Raw genomic sequence first — 19,338 nt, 5'->3', positions numbered from 1 at the left:
ATAAGTCTAGGATTTATAAGGGAAAGGCAGGTGCTAAAAATGAATCGCTCATTGCTTCGCAAAATGATTTTACGGGCATTAAAGGATTATTTATGGGATGAAGAGGATTGCATGCTGACCGAACAAGAATGGAGTCAGCTGGAAATGAAAATAATGAAGCAAATCAAAGAGGAAGATCAGGAAGAAGCGCTGTACGCTATCATTCAGGACGTTGTTTATGACTATTTTACAAATAAATAACAGGCTCTGCTTTAGTAAACAGAACCTGCTACTATGTGAGGAATTCCAGATCGTTTCCCATAGGATTTGGACCCTAATCAACAAGTTTCGGATGCCAATCCAAAAATTTTGGACTACAATCCACGAGTTTTGGTTGTTAATTTACAAATCTTAGTTTTGATCCTGAATCGACATACAATTCATCCATCTAGTTTACATAACAAAATTACGGTAACTTATTTTTGCCGGAATGATTTTCCGCCGAGTCTTTCTACTAATCGCGGCATAACTTGATAAGCTGTACTGCCAATATTCATCCACCATGGCAGATTAATCTCGCGTACAGGTCGCTGCATAGCCTCTAAGATCTTTTGTGAAACGTGAGAAGGCTGAAGCATAAACTTTTGAATATTTTTTACATAATTGCCCGATTTGTCAGCAAGCGTGAAAAAATCTGTAGCGATCGGGCCTGGATTAACTGTTGTTATGTGAACACCTTTATGCGCTACTTCAAGCCGCAGCCCGTTGGAGAACCCAAGAACAGCATGTTTTGTTGCTGCATACACACTTGATTTTGGTGTTGAAATCTTTCCGGCCTGTGATGCGATATTGATGATGTGCCCGCTCCCTCTTTCGAGCATATGCGGCAAAACCGCACGAGTACAGGCCATCAAGCCTAAGACATTTGTAGAGAACATCCCCTCAATATTTTTCCAAGGAGCATCTGCAAATTCTTCAAAGACTCCAAAGCCAGCATTATTCACTAAAATATGTACGTTCTTTTGATCATTTAAAACTTGGGTAAAAACTTGCTCAACGCTATCAGGATTTGAAACATCCAATGTATAGAAAGGGGCTTTTATTCCAGTTTCATTAAGGATTGTGTCTTGAACAATTTTCAGCTGGTCTTCCCTTCTTGCGAACAATACCGGCAAAGCCCCCTTCTTTGCAGCATCCATCGCAAGGTGTGCTCCGAGTCCGCCTGAAGCTCCTGTAATTGCAACCACTTTATTTTTAAGTATACTCATCGAACTGCCCCTGTCTGTCTAAAATAAAATAGCCCTTCTTCTTCCACTTTTATAATTCTTCCCTCTTCTTGAAGAAGGTCAAGATGTCCTGATACTTCAGATACGACTAAACCAAGCTGCTTTTCATACAGTTTTGGAAAAAGACGGATACACAATTCAAATACAGTTAATGGCTCATCACTTAACAGCTTTTCAATTGCCTTAGCGCGCTCGTTCTGATCGTGCAGCCTTTTACGTATCAATTCATGCGCATTTTTAAAGGGCTCTCCATGCCCAGGATAAACGGTTTCGAGATTTAAAGTTAATAGATTTTGAAGTGTCTCACGGTACTGAAGCAAAGTTTTTGGCCGTTCCTTTTCATGAAGTGGCGGCGGCTCCAGGAGTGCATTTGATGAAATATGCGGCAAAAGAACATCTCCCCCGATAAAAACTCCTTGCACCTCATTGTAAAGCGACAAATGATCAGGAGCATGTCCCGGCGTTTTTAAAAAAATAAAACCTTCATGTCCTGGAACACCTTCCCCTGGCAATGGTGTCAGATCAGGCATGAAAGGAGAAATAAACTCCCGGTATTTTTTCAGTTTCAATAGTTCCAGTCTTCCTAATGAATCTGGCACACCGAAAGAACGATAAAGGTCTATATAAAATGAATCAGCCCATTTCAAAAAATCGCTGTCGCCGCTGACATAAGGTACAGCTTCTTTGAGCATCAGTGTATCCACACCTGCCTGCTGAATTTCTTTAGAGAGACCAGCATGATCAGGATGATAATGTGTGCATATGTATTGATCCAGATCTTTTAATGAGAGTCTGTTTTCTTTTAAAAAAGATAGGAGGACCTCTCTTGCTTCATCAGTTTTTGGACCAGAATCGATAAGAGTAACCGCATCACCTATAAGGAGGCAGCAATTGACAGGACCTACATCAAATGGTGTAGGCAGGGTAATCGGAATAATAGTTGCAGCTTTTGTCATGATTTCCTCCAAATAATTACTTGTTGACATACATATAGAAATCATAGCATAATGTTTTTTAAAATATAAAAGATTTGGATAATATAATTTGCGTTGAAAGGGATCAGTAAGTATTCTCCCCCGCTCAGAGAGTGAAATCCAAAGGCTGCAAGATTTCACCGGAAAAGGAAATACTGAACCTGCCCTCAGAGCATCTGGAGAAATCCAGCGCAGTTCTGCGATACAGGCGTTTCGAGCGGGCAAGAACTTTTTGCCAATAAAGGTGGTACCACGGATCACTCCCATCCGTCCTTTAAACAGGACTTGGGAGTTTTTTTATACTCAAAAAATTGAGGGAGGGATCTGTCGTGAAAAAAGAAAAAATCACATTTATTGGTGCAGGAGCTATGGCGGAAGCGATTATGGAAGGGCTTATTAAAACAAATAAATGGCAGGCAAATCTTATCACGATTAAAAACCGCAGCAATTCTGAGAGGCTAAAAGAGCTTCAGACAAAGTACGGTGTAATCCCTGCTCCAACTTTAAAGGAAGCAGTATCAGAGGCTGACATTATCCTTTTAGCAGTTAAGCCTAAGGATGCTTCGCAAGCTGTTAAAAGTCTTGAACCTTTTATTCAGAAAGAGCAGCTCATTATTTCTGTTATGGCTGGAATATCAACAAGCACTATTACAGAATGGACGAATAAGAATAATCCTGTACTTCGAGCGATGCCAAATACATCAGCATCAATCGGATACTCTGCAACCGCTCTTTCCAAAGGTTTATTTGCTGCAGATGTTCATGTACAAAAAGCAGTTGAACTTTTTGAAACGATCGGAACCGTAACACTTGTGCCAGAAGATAAGCTTCATATCGTCACAGGGCTTTCCGGCAGCGGACCAGCTTATATTTATTATATTGCAGAAGCGATGCAAAAAGCGGCTGAAGAATTAAGTCTGTCCCATGAAGAAGCCAAAACATTAATTTCTCAAACACTCCTCGGCGCTTCTCTAATGCTGAAGAACACATCAGAATCTCCAATAGAGCTTCGAAAAAAAGTAACAAGCCCCGGCGGAACGACTGAAGCGGGTATAGGAAAGCTGGACCAATATCAAGTACAAGATGCTTTTTTAGCTTGTATTAAAAAAGCAGTAAGTCGATCCGAAGAATTAGGCAATGTTAAGTAATTTAACGGTCCGTTTCTTGAAAGGCTATTGTTTTAAATACACCATTAGGAGTCAGTGTAATCGTTATAATAACTCCTTTTTCAGAGGAACCTTTTTTGAGCCACAGCTTAAACTTTTCGACAATATCTTCATTTTGAGCTAAATTTCGACCCAAATATAAATAATCAACAATATCGTAATCTGGATAGCGCTTCCCCGTTTCGAAAACAGCCAGTCTCCCCCATTTTGCATAGGCTGGCTCCTGCATGCCAGGATATGCCGCGTGTACAGCGGGTGGAATATAAGTAGATACTATGACCGCGGCTAACAGCAGCGGAAATAATTTAAGAAATATTTTCATTTCGAATCAGCTCCTTTCGTTTATTTTGTTCAAAATTCCTTATTTTCCTGCGAAAATTGCCGATTAGAAAAAATTGACAAGCCCAGTCCCTGACTCTTATCATTTAAAGAAGAGCTAGATTTAGGGAGGGATTTATGTGGTAGAAACGGAAATTTCCCAAAGATACCTTGAATTGCGCATTCAGTTTGAAAAATTTACGAAACGATCTCTTACAGAGAAAGAGCTGGTTTTTATCCGCTGGCTTACTGAAAAAGGTGCTAAAGTTGAAGAACATAAAAGACAAGAACCAAAAAAGCGGTCAAAACGCCGAAAATAATTATTCCCCCTCCTTGCGACAGGAGGGGTTTATTTTATTTCACTTGCCAATTATTTTCGCCTATACTATCAATAACAAAAATGAACTGTCGAGGAAGGAGCTCATTTAAATGACTTATATTTTTGCCCATAGAGGCTCATGCAAAGATTGTCCTGAGAATACGATGGCAGCATTTAAAAAAGCTTTTGAAGACGGCGCAGATGGCATCGAGCTCGATGTACAGCTCTCAAAAGACGGTGTTCCTGTTATTATCCATGATGAGAAACTCGATCGAACTACAAATACAAAGGGCAATGTTGCAGATTTTTCATATGAAGAACTTACAAAAATTGATGCGGGCAGCTGGTTTTCAAAGAAGTTTAGCAATGAACATGTTCCATCACTGCAAATGTTCTTAGAATGGATCGCTCCCCTGCCTATGCTTCTTAATATAGAATTAAAAAACAACGTGATAGAATACAGCGGTCTTGAAGAAAAGACATTGCAGCTCTTATACCAATATGGAATGGAAAAGCAGACGGTCATTTCATCGTTTAATCATTACAGCCTGGTAAATATCAGGAAAATGAACCCGTACATAGAAACTGCACCGCTTTATTCTTCAGGTATTTTTGAACCTTGGGAGTATGTAAAAGCTGTATGTTCACAATCCGCTCATCCAAACTACAAGTCTTTACATCCATATATTTTGGAAGGATTTAAACGACATAATATACCGATACGTCCTTATACGGTAAACAGCCAAAAATGGATGGCATATCTGTTTGAATGGGGGATCGAAGCAATTATTACGGATTATCCGATAATCGCAAGAAATGTACGAAATGGCGATGGACCAGCTCCAAAAGGCAGATTTCTTCAAAAATGGTGGTAATTCGTTTTACAATGTATGAAACTAAAGTTTCATTTTAGCAGATAAAGGAGATGTTTATTATTCAACCGTTATTATTTGAACCCTATTCGATCCGGGGTGTCACTTTAAAAAACCGTATCGTTATGTCACCTATGTGCATGTATTCATGCTATGAACAAGATGGAATAGTAACACCATGGCATTTGACACATTACACGTCCAGAGCAGTTGGACAGACTGGTCTGATCATGACAGAAGCAGCAGCGGTAAGTCCTCAAGGAAGAATCAGTCCAGAAGACCTCGGTATCTGGGATGACAGTCATATTGAAGGGCTGTCTTCTCTTGTAAAATCTATTCACGAAAATGGCTCTAAAGCTGCCATTCAGATTGCGCATGCTGGCCGTAAAGCAATGATTGACGGACCGATTATCGCTCCTTCAGCAATTGCGTTTTCGGATAAAATGAAAACTCCAGAAGAAATGACTTTGGAGCAAATTGAAGAAACTGTAAATCAATTTAGAGCTGCAGCAAAAAGAGCCAAGACTGCAGGATTTGATGTTATAGAGATCCACGGAGCTCACGGATATTTGATTAACGAATTCCTGTCTCCGCTATCAAATAGAAGAACAGATTCTTATGGCGGGAATCAGCAAAAAAGATACCGTTTCCTGCAGGAGATTATTGCAGCAATGAGACTTGAATGGGACGGACCGCTATTTGTAAGGATTTCAGCAAATGACTATCATCCTGAAGGAAACTCTCCAGAAGACTTTGTAATCTATGCTTCCTGGATGAAAGAGGATGGAATCGATTTGATCGACTGCAGCTCCGGCGCAGTTGTTCCGGCAAAGATTAATGTATACCCTGGCTATCAAGTACCTTTTGCAGAAAAGATTAGGAGTGCAGCAGATATCCCCACAGCTGCTGTTGGACTAATTACAACAGGACGCCAAGCAGAAGAAATTCTGCAGAACCAGAGGGCCGACTTAATCTTTATCGCACGTGCGTTTTTAAGAGATCCTTATTGGCCTCGATCAGCAGCCGAAGAGCTAGGAGTAGACATCCAGAGCCCGAAACAGTATGAGCGCGGCTGGTAAATGAGTGTAAGAAGATAAGAAAACTGGCATCCACACCAATTTAGTAGGTGAAGAGATGCCAGTTTTTTTGTGTAAGCTATTATCTAATGCAGCGCAGCAAGGAGATTCACCGTACGCCCCGCGGAAAGCGAGCATCCTGAAACGGAGATCAACTACCTTCAATCTCTAAGATGCCTTCAATTTAAATAATCCCACGGTTATCGCAAATAATCCCACGTTAATTTAAATAATTCCACGAAAGGTAAACAAAATCCCACGATAAATCACTAAAAAACCACGAGTCGACAAAGTGGCAGCATAATGCTCTCTTCAACTTCAGACGCTCCATCTCATCTTTAACCATTTATAGATGAGTACACATACAAGCAGCCAAGTCCCACCTGCAAGATAACCCCCAAACACATCCGTTGGATAGTGTACACCTAAATAAACACGGCTGAATCCCACCATAAAAATAAATAAACCCGTAATGATATAGATTATTATTTTATAGGATTGCAGAAAAGTATAATTTTGAACAAGTAAGTATGATAGCATTCCAAAAAAAGCAAGGGAGATCATCGCATGGCCGCTCGGGAAGCTATAGCCTGTTATTTCGATCACACGGTCAAATTCGGGTCTGATCCTCTCAAACGATACCTTAAACCAATGGTTTCCGTATCTTACTCCGATCAAACATATCCATAAAACTAGCGGTTCTCTCCATTTCCTTTCAGCTATTAGCCAAAAAACAGAAAAGAAAATCAAGATTCCATATTGATACGGCCGGGAAGCTGCATCAGTAATAAATATAAAGAATGAGTTTAATCGTGCCTGATGCAAGTCTGATACGTTTTTCATCGACCACACATCCACGGCTTCTATAAAGGGCTTATGATACAGATAGGCGAACATCATAAAGAAAGCCATAAAGATTGTAATTAAAATGAATGTTCTTTTAACGCTGTTTTTTAGAGTCATTAAAGTCTCCAGCTCCTATTTATTTTTTCCCCTTTTTATTATTCCTTCACCATGTTTTCTTTCGATCGATGATAGCACGTCATGCAGTAAAGCTTGTTTTTCATTTTTCTCAACAGAAAATAGATCGAGCTGATAAGTAGCATTCTCTCTTTCTACAACTTCTGTTGCTGTTATTCCTAGAAGTCTTACCGGTTCTCTGTTCCAGTGTTGCTTAAACAATTGTAAGGCTGTTTTTGAAATGTCATGTTGATCCTGAGTAGCATTTAGAAGCATCTTGCTGCGTGTAATTGTTTTCCTGTCACTGTATCTAATTGTAATAGCAATAGTTAAAGCCACATAGCCTTTTGTCTTTAGACGAGTCACAACTTTTTCAGCCAATCTTTTAAAAACCGGTTCTGCTTCACCTGTGCTTATAATATCCTCACTTAATGTTGTGGAACTTCCGATTGAACGATAATCACTTGCAGAACTTGGATCGACGGGACGCGGATCAATGCCGTTGGCCCTTTCTTTCATTTTAAGACCATTGATGCCAAAACGCTGTTTAATTTCATAATCTGCCGCTTCCGCTAAGTCTTTAACCGTAATGATTCCGTATTTATTTAGTTTTTCTTCTGTTTTCTTTCCAATGCCATGCAGATCTCCTACATTTAGCGGCCATAGTTTTTGAGCAAGATCTCTTTTTCTTAGAACGGTTATACCTAACGGCTTCTTCATATCGGAAGCCATCTTGGCCAGAAATTTATTAGGTCCGATACCAATCGAACAAGGCAGATTCAACTCATTCAAAAGCCTGTTCTGAATTTCTTCAGCTGTCTCCAACGGCAGTTTGCATTCCGTAACATCCATATAGCCTTCATCAATTGAAACAGGTTCAACCCATTCTGTGTATTCTTGCAGAAGCTGAAACATTCTTGAAGAATAACTTTTATATGTTTCAAAGTCAGGTGGAACAACAATCAGGTTTGGACATAGCTTTCTAGCCTGCCACAGCGGCATCGTCGTCTTGACTCCTTTTTCTCTTGCTTCATAGCTGCAGGTTACGATGATTCCTTTACGTTCCTCCACATTACCTGCCACAGCAAGCGGTTTTCCTCGCAGATCTGGATTTTCTGCCATTTCAACAGAGGCATAGAAGCTGTTCATGTCAACATGAAAAATGATTCTTCTTTTTGACGCGGGGGTTTGATACAACATGAAAACTCCTTTTTTCGAAACTATGTTTATTAGTATATGTTAGCGAATGAGCTTTAAAAACAAAAGAAAAAGACAAGGTATCTACCTTGCCTCATGCAGTCTTTTTCCCGTATCCTGAACCCATTCAACAAATTCTTCGCCATGAAAATGTTTATTTAAATCCTTATGTAATTGAATAAGATCCCGATAAAATTCACGTTTGTCTCCATCTTCGAGCCACTTTTGCAGGAAACCATATATTTTGCAATTAAAGCTTGTTGATTCCTTATGCTTTTCAACACCTTTTTCAGTTAAATAAACATAAGAGATACGGCGGTCGTCATTCTTTTTCTCTAGTGTAACGAGACCTTTGTCTTTTAACCGTTTTATCACCTGCATTACAGTAGAAACATCCCATAATCCATAATAGGCGATTTTAGAGATTGTAATATCCTCTTCAAGAGAAACAATCCATAAAATATGCTGTTCTGCTTGTGTTAATCCGATTGCTTTTGCATTTTTTTGCCAGTCCTCTTCAAGGACTTTATACACACCACGCATATAATTAACCATCATATGCATGTCCGATAACTGACTCATCCCATTTCCTCCCCCGAAATAAGATTTTAAAATAATTACCAATATTTTCTTTTACATGATAAAAACATCTTACATAATGCTTAATTAGACTGTCAACTTTAAAAGATAAATTTGTTAATTTTTATGACAAAAACAGGCATCCTGACCTATATAAAAACAAAAACTTGACGAAAATTCGCCAAGTTTCGTCATTGTTATTTATTTTCCAGAAGCAACTTCAATTACTGCGAGAACCATTTCTGCCGTTTTTGTCAGTTCTTCAAGAGGCATTCTTTCATTGGTTGTATGAATTTCCTCATAGCCTACAGCAAGGTTTACTGTCGGAATCCCGTGACCGGCAATTATGTTAGCATCACTGCCGCCACCGCTATGAAGAAGTCTGTGCGGACGTCCAATTTTTTCAGCTGCTTTTTTAGCAATCTCGACAACATGGTCTCCATCACTAAACTTAAATCCAGGGTACATGACTTCAACCTTAACATCAGCTCGTCCGCCCATTTCAGCCGCAGCAGATTCATAAGCTTCCTTCATCTTTTGAGTTTGCGCTTCCATCTTTTCATGAATCAAAGAGCGCGCTTCTGCTAAAACAAATACTGTGTCGCAAACGATATTTGTTTGTTCACCGTGACCTCCGCCATGGAAGTGGCCGATGTTTGCTGTTGTTTCCTCATCAATTCTGCCTAAAGGCATGCGTGAGATCGCCTTGGCTGCGATTGTTATAGCCGAGACACCTTTTTCAGGTGCAACACCAGCATGTGCAGATTTACCGTAGATCGTGGCTCGTACTTTTGCCTGAGTAGGAGCGGCTACTATAATATCGCCAACAGGTCCGTCGCTATCTAGAGCAAACCCGTATTTTGCTGTGATTTTGGAAGCGTCCATTGCTTTTGCTCCGACTAAACCGGATTCTTCACCAACTGTGATGATGAACTGTATATCACCATGTGAAATATTGTTTTCTTTTAGAACTTTAATCGCTTCAAACATAGCAGCAAGACCCGCTTTATCATCTGCGCCGAGGATCGTTGTACCGTCTGTTACAACGTAGCCGTCTTTAATAGAAGGCTTAATTCCTTTACCTGGAGTTACGGTGTCCATATGAGAAGTGAAATAAATGGTATCCACTCCCTCTTTGTTTCCTTTTAACGTACAGATTAAATTCCCTGCCGCATGATCTGTTTTAGATTCAGCGTCATCTTCATATACTTCGACTCCAAGCTCTTCAAACTTTTTCTTAAGTACGATTGATATTTCTTTTTCATATCTTGTTTCAGAATCAATTTGAACAAGCTCTAAAAACTCGTTTAATAAACGATCCGCGTTTACCATATGTATTCCCTCGTTTCTTATAGTGGTATGTTTCCATGCTTTTTGTAAGGTCTGTCTTCTTTCTTGTTGCGCAGCATGTCCAACGCCTGAATACACTTGATTCTTGTTTCTCTTGGATCAATTACATCATCAACCATCCCATTTGCAGCTGCAATATAAGGATTAGCAAACTTCGTGCGATACTCTTCAATTTTTGCTGCTCTCGTTTCCTCAGGGTCTTCACTGTTTTCTATTTCTCTAGCGAAGATAATATTAGCAGCTCCCTGAGGTCCCATTACTGCAATCTCAGCGTTCGGCCAAGCGAAAACCAAATCTGCACCGATAGATTTACTATTGAGTGCAACATATGCTCCGCCATATGCTTTACGAAGAATAATCGTGATCTTCGGTACAGTAGCTTCCGAATACGCGTATAAAATCTTTGCTCCATGCCGTATAATTCCACCGTGTTCTTGTTTAACTCCAGGGAAAAATCCGGTCACATCTTCAAATGTGATGATCGGAATGTTAAATGAATCACATAACCGTATAAAACGGGATGCTTTATCAGATGAATCAATATCAAGTCCTCCAGCCATGACTTTTGGCTGATTACATACTAATCCTATCACTTCGCCCTTGATTCTTGCAAAACCTACAACTATATTTTTTGCGAATTGAGCATGCACTTCCATAAATGAATCTTTATCTACAACTTCATTTATAACCGTTCTGACATCATAAGGTCTTGTTGAATCAAAAGGAATGATCTCAGTAAGTTCAGGACGGTAATCTTTTTCATCGCCCCAAGGAAGTACAGGCGTCTTCTCTTTATTATTCTGCGGAAGATATGAAATTAATCTTCTAACATCTTCTAGTACTTCAGCTTCAGATGGTGCTGTAAAGTGCGCGTTCCCGCTTTTAGATCCATGGACTTCAGCCCCTCCTAAATCCTCAGAAGAGATCTTCTCTCCTGTTACCGTTTCAATTACTTTTGGACCGGTGATAAACATTTGACTTGTCTTTTCAACCATAAAAACAAAATCGGTGATCGCCGGAGAATATACGGCTCCCCCTGCACAAGGTCCCATAATAACAGAGATCTGCGGAATTACTCCTGAATAGATGCTGTTCCTATAAAAGATATGCCCATAGCCATCAAGCGACATAACACCTTCCTGAATTCGCGCACCGCCCGAATCATTAAGCCCTATAAAAGGAGTACCGTTCTTAGCGGCAAGGTCCATTACAGCAGCGATTTTTTTTGCATGCATCTCACCTAGCGCACCGCCAAACACTGTGAAATCCTGTGCGAATAAGTAAACAGGACGGCCATGTATTTTTCCATAGCCTGTTACAACCCCTTCGCCTGGTGCTTTCATACCCGAAAGCCCGAAGTCATGAGTACGGTGTTCCATAAAAGGATTAAGTTCAACAAAGGTATCTTCATCCAATAAAAGGTCGATTCGTTCACGTGCCGTCAGTTTTCCCCGTTCATGCTGTTTATCAATGCGGTCATCTCCGCCGCCTAGTTCAATCTCAGTCTTTTTGTCGTAAAGTTCATTTATCTTTTCATAGATGTCCATTTTTAAGCCTCCTCCTTTTTACTCTTTTCACAAAGTTCGAACAGCACTTTATGGGAAGAAGAAGGATGCATAAATGCAACTTGAGCCCCTCCTGCACCGATAACTGGAGTTTCATTAATCATTTTGATGCCATTAGATTTCAATTCCTCTATACGGTTTTGAATATTGGAAACTCCTAACGCGACATGATGTACTCCCTGACCCCTCTTCTCAATGAATTGAGCAATCGGGCTGTCATCAGACATTGCTTCTAATAATTCAAGGCGTGTTTCCCCAATTTTAATAAAAGCCACCTTTACTCTTTGTGAAGGAACCTCTTCGATCGCTTCAAGAGTAAGTCCTAATTGGTTCACATAAAAAGGCAAAGTTTCGTCTAGTGAAGATACAGCAATGCCTATATGATCGATTTTTTCAGGAGGTTGTGCGGAAACTTTAGAAGAAGAAATCCCATCGCGTTCAAACACCGTTTTCTCAATAAATTTAGCCGTTTCTATAGTCGGTGTTCCAGGGGTGAATACTTTTTTAATTCCTTTTGACTCTAAAAAAGGTATATCTTCCCATGGAATGACACCTCCGCCCACGACAATGATATCATCTGCTCCTCTCTCTTGTAGAAGACGCATCACTTCTGGAAAGAGTTCGTTATGTGCTCCAGAAAGACAAGACAGCCCAATCGCATCCACATCTTCTTGTATGGCTGCTGCTGCAATCTGTTCTGGTGTTTGTCTTAAGCCTGTATAGATAACTTCCATTCCATAATCTCTAAGTGCCTGTGATATTACAAGGGCACCTCGGTCATGACCATCCAGTCCTGGTTTCGCAATTAAAACACGGATTGTTTTTTTCATCTCTCTCCACTCCTCCTATTTCTTAGACGCCGGTATATTCTCCAAATTCCTCACGAAGTACACCACATATTTCTCCCACTGTACAATAGGATTTTACACACTCTAAAATGACAGGCATTAAGTTGTCTTGACCTTTTGCGGCCGATCGCAGCATTTCCAACTGAGCGCTCACTCGGTCCTGGTCTCTAGTAAACTTTAATGCTTTAAGTTTTTCTTTCTGTTTTTCACCTAATTCAGGATCTACTCTTAAAAGCTCTGGCTGATGCTCATTATCTATCGTAAATTTGTTCATGCCAACGATAATTTCTTGGCCATTTTCAATTTTTTTCTGTGTTTCATAAGAAGTATGGTGAATCTCACGCTGCATATATCCTTGTTCAACAGCCGAAACTGCTCCGCCCATCTGCTCAATCTTATTCAGATACTCGTTTGCTTTACTCTCTAGTTCATCTGTAAGACTTTCTACATAATACGACCCAGCAAGAGGATCTACCGTATCAGCTACTCCCGTTTCATGTGCTAGAATCTGCTGTGTCCGAAGAGCTATTCTTGCTGATTCTTCTGTAGGAAGGGCAAGTGCCTCATCTCTTGAATTTGTATGCAGACTTTGCGTTCCTCCAAGTATGGCTGACAATGCTTGTGTCGTCACTCTGACAATATTGTTATCGGGCTGCTGTGCTGTAAGAGTAGAGCCGCCAGTTTGTGTATGAAAACGAAGCTGCCATGATTTTTGATTTTTTGCCCCATAGCGCTCTTTCATTAATTTTGCCCACATTCTTCGTGCTGCTCTGAATTTAGCAGCCTCTTCAAAAAATTGATTATGAGCATTAAAGAAAAATGCTAAACGCGGTGCAAAGTCATCGATCTTTAGACCAGCTTCCAGTGCCGCGTCAACATATGCAAGACCATTAGCGATCGTGAAAGCCAGCTCCTGAGCCGCATTGGCTCCTGCTTCTCGTATGTGATAGCCAGATATGCTGATCGTGTTCCATTTTGGGACATGTGACTGGCAATACGCGAAAATGTCAGTAATTAAACGCATTGACGGCTTTGGCGGAAATATGTAAGTACCGCGGGCGATATACTCTTTTAAAATGTCATTTTGAATCGTTCCAGAAAGCTGATCTGCCTCTACTCCTTGCTTTTGTGCAACCGCTATATACATAGCGAGCAGAACTGACGCAGGTGCGTTGATCGTCATGGAAGTACTGACTTTATCAAGCGGTATATCTTTTAATAGAGCTTCCATATCCTCCAATGAATCGATAGCCACTCCCACTTTACCTACTTCGCCGCGTGCCATCGAGTGATCTGAGTCATAGCCGATCTGTGTTGGCAGATCAAAAGCAACAGAAAGACCTGTCTGACCTTGTTCTAACAAATAGCGAAATCGTTTATTCGTCTCTTCTGCAGAACCGAACCCTGCATACTGTCTCATCGTCCAAAAACGAGCTCGGTACATTGTAGATTGAGAGCCGCGTGTATATGGATATTCTCCAGGGAGCCCTAAGGTATCAAAAGGATAGTTTTCATCCTCAGCACCATAAAGGCGTTTAATTTCAATATCAGATGATGTATGAAACCGTTCTTTTCGTTCAGGAAATCTATTCATTGACTGCTCAGTTTTTTCTTGCCAGTTCTTTAAACGCTGTTGTTTATCCATTAGAGGCCTCCTGTTAACAAAGAAAAATATTCTCAACATAACATCTTTCGTTTTGAAAGCGCTTTTTCCTGCTTGAATCCGCAAATTTTCGACGAAAATTGCAAGTGTCTGTTTATAGAATTCTTGTTTCTCATTTGCAAAAACGATACAATTGAAAAGGAAAAGCTATAGGAGGGAATCTGCTGTGTCTCAAAAAATGATGAAAACGATAGTATATGTAATGATTATTTCTCTTGTATTAAGCAGTCTGCTTACTGGAGTAGCATTGTTCTTATAAATAAGCTGTTTTCATAAACATAGGTGCTTTTGAATGTGGTTCATTTCCGCTGCAGGGCTCGCTTTCCGCAGGGCTTGCGGTGAGCCCACTCCGTACTGCGTACATCGAGTGGTCTCACCTGCCCCGCTCGTCCTGCAGGAGTCTCGCCCTTCCGCTCCAATGAACTATCCAATGAAGACTTTGAAAATCTCTCAATGGCATCAATCACATAGAAAAGAGCCTATAGTTCACAAAAACCCCAGTCAGCAGACTGGGGTTTGTTCGTTTTTTATTCCGTGCGTTCTTTTATATATTCCTGAAAGCTCTTATCGGTTGAGATGACTTTAATCTTTGTGCCTATTTTAATTTTGCTGTAAATTTTCTGTACGTCTTTTTCATACATCCTGATGCAGCCGGCCGTTACAAATCTTCCGATGGAGGAAGGGTTATTGTTTCCGTGAATCCCAAATGTACGTCCGTCTGTGTTATTTGCATCAAATCCAATCCACCGAGTTCCGAGTGGATTGGATTTGTCCCCTCCAGGAATATCTTTTTTGCGATAATAAGGGTCTACAGCCTTAACTGTAATCGTAAATAGTCCCTGTGGGGTTAATTCACTCGATTTACCTGTTGCCACTTTATAGACTTCTTTTACTTTTCCTTCTTGTATAATAGCCAATCTGTTGCTGGCTTTGTTAACAATTACGTATGGATCACCCAGATCTTCGGGATTTCCTAATGGCCACAAAGGTGATAAAAACAAAAGAAAAACAATTTTGAAGTTTATCATGGCATCCACCCTGTCTTTTTACTTAGTATTTGCTTTTACAGGGTTTCTCATGAATTTGCAGCATCATTTTTTTTGAATCTCTTTTTAATAAGCAAATAATCCTCTATATCTTGAAGCAATTGATATAATTTGGACCGTGTTTCAAATTCCTGCCTGTCTTTTGGCAGATGCATCTCCCTAAATTCCTGCCGCATTCTTTCAAGTTCATCTAAAAATAATGCTGCCGTATTACCTGGATGGACCGCTGCTCCCAGACGTTCGAAAAACTCACCCAATTTTTCTCCTTGTATGTACGTTTTATCGATAGAGGAAAGAATAGGCAGCATTCGCTGAATGATCTCAAATTGTTTTTCTCTCATTTTAAAATAGTGATAATACTGATTCTCATAACGCAAAAAATGATTTTCAACATCACGAAACGCAAGACTTTTCGCACTAGAGATTAAATCTGCACATTCTGTAATTTCTTTCCCGTCCCACTCATGGTTATTATGAGCGAGATAAAGATGAAATTCATAAAAAATTTTCTTATATTTAGTCTCAAGCTCTTTCTGCATATTTAAAAGGCTCTTCTCCATAGAAGGCATGTACAAATTCATAATAAGACCCATTCCAATTCCAATGACTATGATACTCACTTCGTTTAAAACGATAGACCAGGAGATTTTCTGCAGAGTATACAGATGCAAAATGATGACTGAAGAAGTGATAATACCTTCTTTCAGGTTAAAGGCTACGATTGTTGGTATAAATAAGATCAACAGCAAAGTTAATGCATAAAAATGATAGCCTATCAGAGTAAATAAGCCAGCTGCGAACAAGATACCTAAAAGACATGCCGCAAACCGCTCCCATGAACTGATCACAGAGCGTTTTTTTGTGATTTTAATACAAAGAATCGTTAATATACCAGCTGACGTGTAAAAGTCGAGCTTTAGCCATTCTGCAATAGCAATTGCAAGACCTGCACCAACTGCAGTTTTTAAAGTCCGGTATCCAATCGTAAATTTCATGAATAGACGCCCTTTCATGCTACTTTCTTCATGTTTTCCCATATTCCAATACTTTAATTACCTTTAATAACAAAAGGCTGTTTTCGTAAACATTGTTGCTTTTTCAAGTAGTTGATCTCCGCTCCAGGATGCTCGCTTTCCACGGGGAGTGCGGTGAGCCTCCTGCCGCTCTGGGCCATTAGGAGTCTCCATCTGACCGCTTCATGGAAGTATTCTTGCTCCTGCGTCTACAAGTAAATGCTGCCGATGTGAGCTTTCTCGTCGCATGCCAAGCGAGAAGCTTCTCAGGTTGTAGGCACGCACCTTGCGCTCCAATCAACTTGCAAATGATGAAAATAGAAAAAGCCAAAAGCAATAATCCTTTAGAAAAGAGCGTTTTGAATGAAACAAATTAAAAAAAGGACCTCGACAGAAGTCCTTTCGTCATTATAGCACTTTTTCTAAGAAAACTTGAGCTCTCTCTGTTTTCGGATTTTCAAAAAATATCGCAGGTTGTTCATCTTCTACCAATCTTCCGTCGTCCATGAATAGAACACGGTCTGCTACTTCTTTAGCAAATCCCATTTCATGCGTCACGATAACCATCGTCATGCCCGTTTTTACAAGGTTCTTCATAACTTGAAGCACTTCTTTTACCATCTCAGGATCTAATGCGGAAGTCGGTTCATCGAAGAGCATAATTTCCGGGTTCATGGCTAAAGCCCGAGCAATTGCGACACGCTGTTTCTGCCCGCCTGATAGTCTTGAGGGGTAAGCATCCGCTTTATCAGAAAGCCCGACAGCTTGGAGCAGTTCAAGAGCATTTTTCTCAGCTTCTTTCTTACTGGTCTTCAAGACTTGCTGTGGTGCAAAAGTGATGTTTTCTAAAACCGTTAGATGGGGAAAGAGGTTAAAATGCTGGAATACCATTCCTATCTTTTTCCGAAGATTACTTTCCAGCTGTCCTATCTCTTTTCCGTCAATTTTGATTGAACCGGCATTATGTGTTTCAAGCAGGTTCAAACAGCGAAGAAAAGTTGACTTCCCAGATCCAGAAGGACCGATTACCGCAATAACTTCACCCTTGCTGATCTTAGTAGTAATGCCTTTTAAAACTTCATTGTGTCCGAAGCTTTTTCTTAATCCATTAACATCAATCACTTTTGGCGAGCCTCCTCTCCATTACACGACCTGCTAAGGTTAACAGCATGACAAGCAGATAGTAGATCAATCCTGCAAGCAGCAATGGTTCAAAAAAGCGATAGTTGCTTGCTCCAACGATTTGAGCACGTCTCATAATATCGAGCGCACCAATGACGGATACGATCGCAGATTCTTTCGTCAGTGTAATAAATTCATTCATAAGTGCTGGTAAAATATTTTTCATCGCTTGAGGCAGAATAATTTTCAGCATCATAGAACGGTATGGAACACCTAAAGCGATTGCAGCTTCTTTTTGCCCCTTATCAACAGCATTGATCCCTGCTCGAATGATTTCTGAGATATATGCCGCAGAATTTAATGCAAATGTGAGTACCCCTGCTGTAAATGCGCCGATATCCATTCCTGTCAGCTGCGGGACTGCATAATAAATGATCAGCATTTGTAAAATTAAAGGCGTTCCTCTGAAGACTGATGTATAAGCATCTGCAAACCACCGCATTATCTTTACTTTTCCAATCTTAAATAAGGAAAGTACTGTTCCCCACAAGAAACCAAGTACTAACGAAACCGCCACAAACTGCAACGTAACCCATATTCCATACAATATATAGGGAATAGAAGGCACGAGCTGGGCAAAATCCAAGTTCATGCCTATCACTCTCTTTCTCTACTATTTTTTTACTCCAAACCATTTTTCAATGAGTTTGTCCAATGTACCGTCTTCTTTCATCTTCTTTAACTCTTTGTTAAACTCGCTAGTCAGTTCGCTATCTTTCGGGAATGCGATAGCTGAACCTGCAGCATCTGTATTCGGCAAAGCAAATGATGAAAGTTCTTTGTTTTTCTTTAAAAATTCATACGCTACAGCATCTTCAATAATCGCTGCATCTACTCGGTTTGATTTCATTTCTTGTACCAATTCAGTTACTTTGTTTCGCTGTACTACTTCGAATTTATGTTCCTTTAATAGCTTGTCCGCTTCTTTTTCTTGAATGGATGCCAGCTGCACACCCAATGTTTTGCCTTCAAGATCTTCAACAGACTTAATTGATTTATCTTTTGTTACGATTAATTGCTGTGCTGCATAATATTCATCCGAGAAATCTACAGTTTTTTTGCGCTCTTCATTAGGTGTCATACCTGCAATGACAAAGTCCGCTTTTCCGCTGTCCAAAGCTGGAATAAGCCCATTAAAGTCCATATCTTTAATCTCTAGTTCATAACCTAACTCTTTTGCAATATGATTAGCTATATCAATATCAAATCCTACTACATCTCCACCTTTAGCTGTATCAACAAATTCATATGGCGGATAATCTGCAGAAGTAGCCATGATCAATTTTTTTCCGGAAGAATCACTACCTGTGTCAGATGAACTTTTTTCTTCTACTGCACCACATCCCGCAAGAATAGCGATGATTATGATAAAATAAATGCTTAAGAAATTACGTTTCATTTTGCATATCCCCTTATACAATATAGTTATATTTATTCGTTAAAATGAATATTAACACAAAAAGGTTCGAAACTAAGTATTTTAATAATTCTGAATGTATTATTATTCAAAAGGGCGGTGTTCATAATGGACTTCGGCGAAGTTATTCCGGGGATCGAGTATCGAAAAAGAGATGCCGTTTATGCTGTAATTCTGAATGCTGATAGAAAAAAAGTCGCTATAATAGAGCAGAACGGAAAAGGCTTTCTGCCAGGCGGAGGAATGGAAAAAGCAGAAGAACAACAGTTGTCTCTTATGAGGGAATGTGTAGAAGAAACAGGTTTTCAGATAAATATTGAAAGCTATATTGGGAATGCGAAACAATATTTTCAATCAAGTCAAAATGAGTACATAATGAATAATGGGTATTTTTATGCAGAGAAGTTCGGAAATTATGTAAAATCTTCTGAAGAGGATGATCATGAACTTGTGTGGATGGATTTTGCTGAAGCGAAAATAATGCTTTTTCATTCATCGTACCTATGGGCTGTGGAGAAACATTTAATC

Annotated in this window: 22 protein-coding genes and 1 other annotated feature; of the genes, 7 read left to right on the top strand and 15 right to left on the bottom strand. The window is 39.9% G+C overall.

Annotated elements, in window-relative coordinates; translation table 11 throughout:
• The first annotated feature begins 39 nt into the window (after positions 1-39).
• Positions 40-240, top strand: a complete 201-nt coding sequence (locus UN64_RS14050) for a YqzH family protein (protein ID WP_077363860.1) — start codon at positions 40-42, stop codon at positions 238-240.
• A 215-nt stretch (positions 241-455) separates the two neighbouring features.
• Here the strand turns inward: UN64_RS14050 and UN64_RS14045 are convergent, their stop codons facing one another.
• Both UN64_RS14045 and UN64_RS14040 read right to left on the bottom strand, forming a co-directional pair.
• Positions 456-1,247: an SDR family NAD(P)-dependent oxidoreductase gene (locus UN64_RS14045; RefSeq protein WP_077363858.1), complete on the bottom strand. Its 792-nt coding sequence runs from the start codon at positions 1,245-1,247 to the stop codon at positions 456-458.
• A complete protein-coding gene (locus tag UN64_RS14040) occupies positions 1,244-2,221 on the bottom strand; it encodes an MBL fold metallo-hydrolase (RefSeq protein ID WP_171978926.1) in 978 nt (325 codons plus the stop codon). Before UN64_RS14040 ends, UN64_RS14045 begins: the two co-directional genes overlap by 4 nt.
• 84 nt (positions 2,222-2,305) lie before the next feature.
• Positions 2,306-2,517, top strand: a binding site (T-box leader).
• A gap of 51 nt (positions 2,518-2,568) precedes the next feature.
• On the opposite strand from UN64_RS14040, the gene proC reads away from it, so the two are divergent.
• A complete protein-coding gene (gene proC, locus UN64_RS14035) occupies positions 2,569-3,387 on the top strand; it encodes a pyrroline-5-carboxylate reductase (RefSeq protein WP_077363854.1) in 819 nt (272 codons plus the stop codon).
• 1 nt (position 3,388) lies between these two features.
• Here the strand turns inward: proC and UN64_RS14030 are convergent, their stop codons facing one another.
• Positions 3,389-3,727 (bottom strand): DUF3889 domain-containing protein, encoded by a 339-nt coding sequence (locus tag UN64_RS14030; protein WP_077363852.1) that lies wholly within the window; start codon positions 3,725-3,727, stop codon positions 3,389-3,391.
• A gap of 136 nt (positions 3,728-3,863) precedes the next feature.
• Here UN64_RS14030 and UN64_RS14025 point away from each other — a divergent pair, with 136 nt between their 5' ends.
• The 3 genes from UN64_RS14025 (at position 3,864) to namA (ending at position 5,993) form a co-directional block, all read left to right on the top strand.
• A complete protein-coding gene (locus UN64_RS14025) occupies positions 3,864-4,043 on the top strand; it encodes a hypothetical protein (RefSeq protein WP_077363850.1) in 180 nt (59 codons plus the stop codon).
• Positions 4,044-4,152: 109 nt separating this feature from the next.
• Positions 4,153-4,917 (top strand): glycerophosphodiester phosphodiesterase, encoded by a 765-nt coding sequence (locus UN64_RS14020; RefSeq protein WP_077363848.1) that lies wholly within the window; start codon positions 4,153-4,155, stop codon positions 4,915-4,917.
• A 50-nt stretch (positions 4,918-4,967) separates the two neighbouring features.
• Positions 4,968-5,993, top strand: a complete 1,026-nt coding sequence (namA, locus tag UN64_RS14015; protein WP_425590119.1) for an NADPH dehydrogenase NamA — start codon at positions 4,968-4,970, stop codon at positions 5,991-5,993.
• Positions 5,994-6,308: 315 nt separating this feature from the next.
• On the opposite strand, the gene UN64_RS14010 is transcribed toward namA, so the two are convergent.
• The 7 genes from UN64_RS14010 to UN64_RS13980 form a co-directional block, all read right to left on the bottom strand.
• On the bottom strand, positions 6,309-6,953 hold the full coding sequence (locus UN64_RS14010) for a phosphatase PAP2 family protein (protein ID WP_077363846.1): 645 nt from the start codon (positions 6,951-6,953) through the stop codon (positions 6,309-6,311).
• Positions 6,954-6,968: 15 nt separating this feature from the next.
• Positions 6,969-8,150: a DNA polymerase IV gene (locus UN64_RS14005; protein WP_077363844.1), complete on the bottom strand. Its 1,182-nt coding sequence runs from the start codon at positions 8,148-8,150 to the stop codon at positions 6,969-6,971.
• An 81-nt stretch (positions 8,151-8,231) separates the two neighbouring features.
• Positions 8,232-8,729, bottom strand: coding sequence for a MarR family transcriptional regulator (locus UN64_RS14000; protein WP_077363842.1), 498 nt, complete (start codon positions 8,727-8,729; stop codon positions 8,232-8,234).
• 198 nt (positions 8,730-8,927) lie between these two features.
• The gene (locus UN64_RS13995; protein WP_077363840.1) at positions 8,928-10,058 is read right to left on the bottom strand and encodes a M20/M25/M40 family metallo-hydrolase; all 1,131 of its coding nucleotides are present in this window, start codon (positions 10,056-10,058) and stop codon (positions 8,928-8,930) included.
• Between the two features lie 17 nt (positions 10,059-10,075).
• Positions 10,076-11,623: an acyl-CoA carboxylase subunit beta gene (locus UN64_RS13990; protein WP_077363838.1), complete on the bottom strand. Its 1,548-nt coding sequence runs from the start codon at positions 11,621-11,623 to the stop codon at positions 10,076-10,078.
• A gap of 2 nt (positions 11,624-11,625) precedes the next feature.
• Positions 11,626-12,471 (bottom strand): methylmalonyl-CoA epimerase, encoded by an 846-nt coding sequence (gene mce / locus UN64_RS13985; RefSeq protein WP_077363836.1) that lies wholly within the window; start codon positions 12,469-12,471, stop codon positions 11,626-11,628.
• A 22-nt stretch (positions 12,472-12,493) separates the two neighbouring features.
• Positions 12,494-14,134 carry an acyl-CoA mutase large subunit family protein gene (locus tag UN64_RS13980; protein ID WP_077363834.1) on the bottom strand — a complete coding sequence of 547 codons (1,641 nt, stop codon included), beginning with the start codon at positions 14,132-14,134 and terminating at the stop codon, positions 12,494-12,496.
• Positions 14,135-14,318: 184 nt separating this feature from the next.
• On the opposite strand from UN64_RS13980, the gene prli42 reads away from it, so the two are divergent.
• Positions 14,319-14,411 (top strand): stressosome-associated protein Prli42, encoded by a 93-nt coding sequence (prli42, locus tag UN64_RS20960; protein WP_226535063.1) that lies wholly within the window; start codon positions 14,319-14,321, stop codon positions 14,409-14,411.
• A gap of 268 nt (positions 14,412-14,679) precedes the next feature.
• Here prli42 and UN64_RS13975 read toward each other — a convergent pair whose 3' ends face one another.
• From UN64_RS13975 to UN64_RS13950, 5 genes are all read right to left on the bottom strand, one after another.
• Positions 14,680-15,180 (bottom strand): L,D-transpeptidase, encoded by a 501-nt coding sequence (locus tag UN64_RS13975; RefSeq protein WP_077363832.1) that lies wholly within the window; start codon positions 15,178-15,180, stop codon positions 14,680-14,682.
• Between the two features lie 47 nt (positions 15,181-15,227).
• The gene (locus UN64_RS13970; protein ID WP_077363830.1) at positions 15,228-16,193 is read right to left on the bottom strand and encodes an aromatic acid exporter family protein; all 966 of its coding nucleotides are present in this window, start codon (positions 16,191-16,193) and stop codon (positions 15,228-15,230) included.
• 426 nt (positions 16,194-16,619) lie between these two features.
• Positions 16,620-17,333, bottom strand: a complete 714-nt coding sequence (locus UN64_RS13960; RefSeq protein WP_077363826.1) for an amino acid ABC transporter ATP-binding protein — start codon at positions 17,331-17,333, stop codon at positions 16,620-16,622.
• Positions 17,326-17,985: an amino acid ABC transporter permease gene (locus UN64_RS13955; protein ID WP_077363824.1), complete on the bottom strand. Its 660-nt coding sequence runs from the start codon at positions 17,983-17,985 to the stop codon at positions 17,326-17,328. Before UN64_RS13955 ends, UN64_RS13960 begins: the two co-directional genes overlap by 8 nt.
• Before the next feature lie 21 nt (positions 17,986-18,006).
• Complete coding sequence (locus UN64_RS13950; RefSeq protein ID WP_077363822.1) at positions 18,007-18,792, bottom strand: transporter substrate-binding domain-containing protein; 786 nt, start codon at positions 18,790-18,792, stop codon at positions 18,007-18,009.
• A gap of 126 nt (positions 18,793-18,918) precedes the next feature.
• Here UN64_RS13950 and UN64_RS13945 point away from each other — a divergent pair.
• Positions 18,919-19,338, top strand: a 420-nt coding sequence (locus UN64_RS13945) for an NUDIX domain-containing protein (protein WP_077363821.1), incomplete at its 3' end; no start/stop codon positions are given.

Origin of the sequence: Fictibacillus arsenicus, assembly GCF_001999465.1 — a bacterium.
Lineage (GTDB): Bacteria > Bacillota > Bacilli > Bacillales > Fictibacillaceae > Fictibacillus > Fictibacillus arsenicus.
This window is presented reverse-complemented; position numbering and strand designations above follow the sequence as displayed.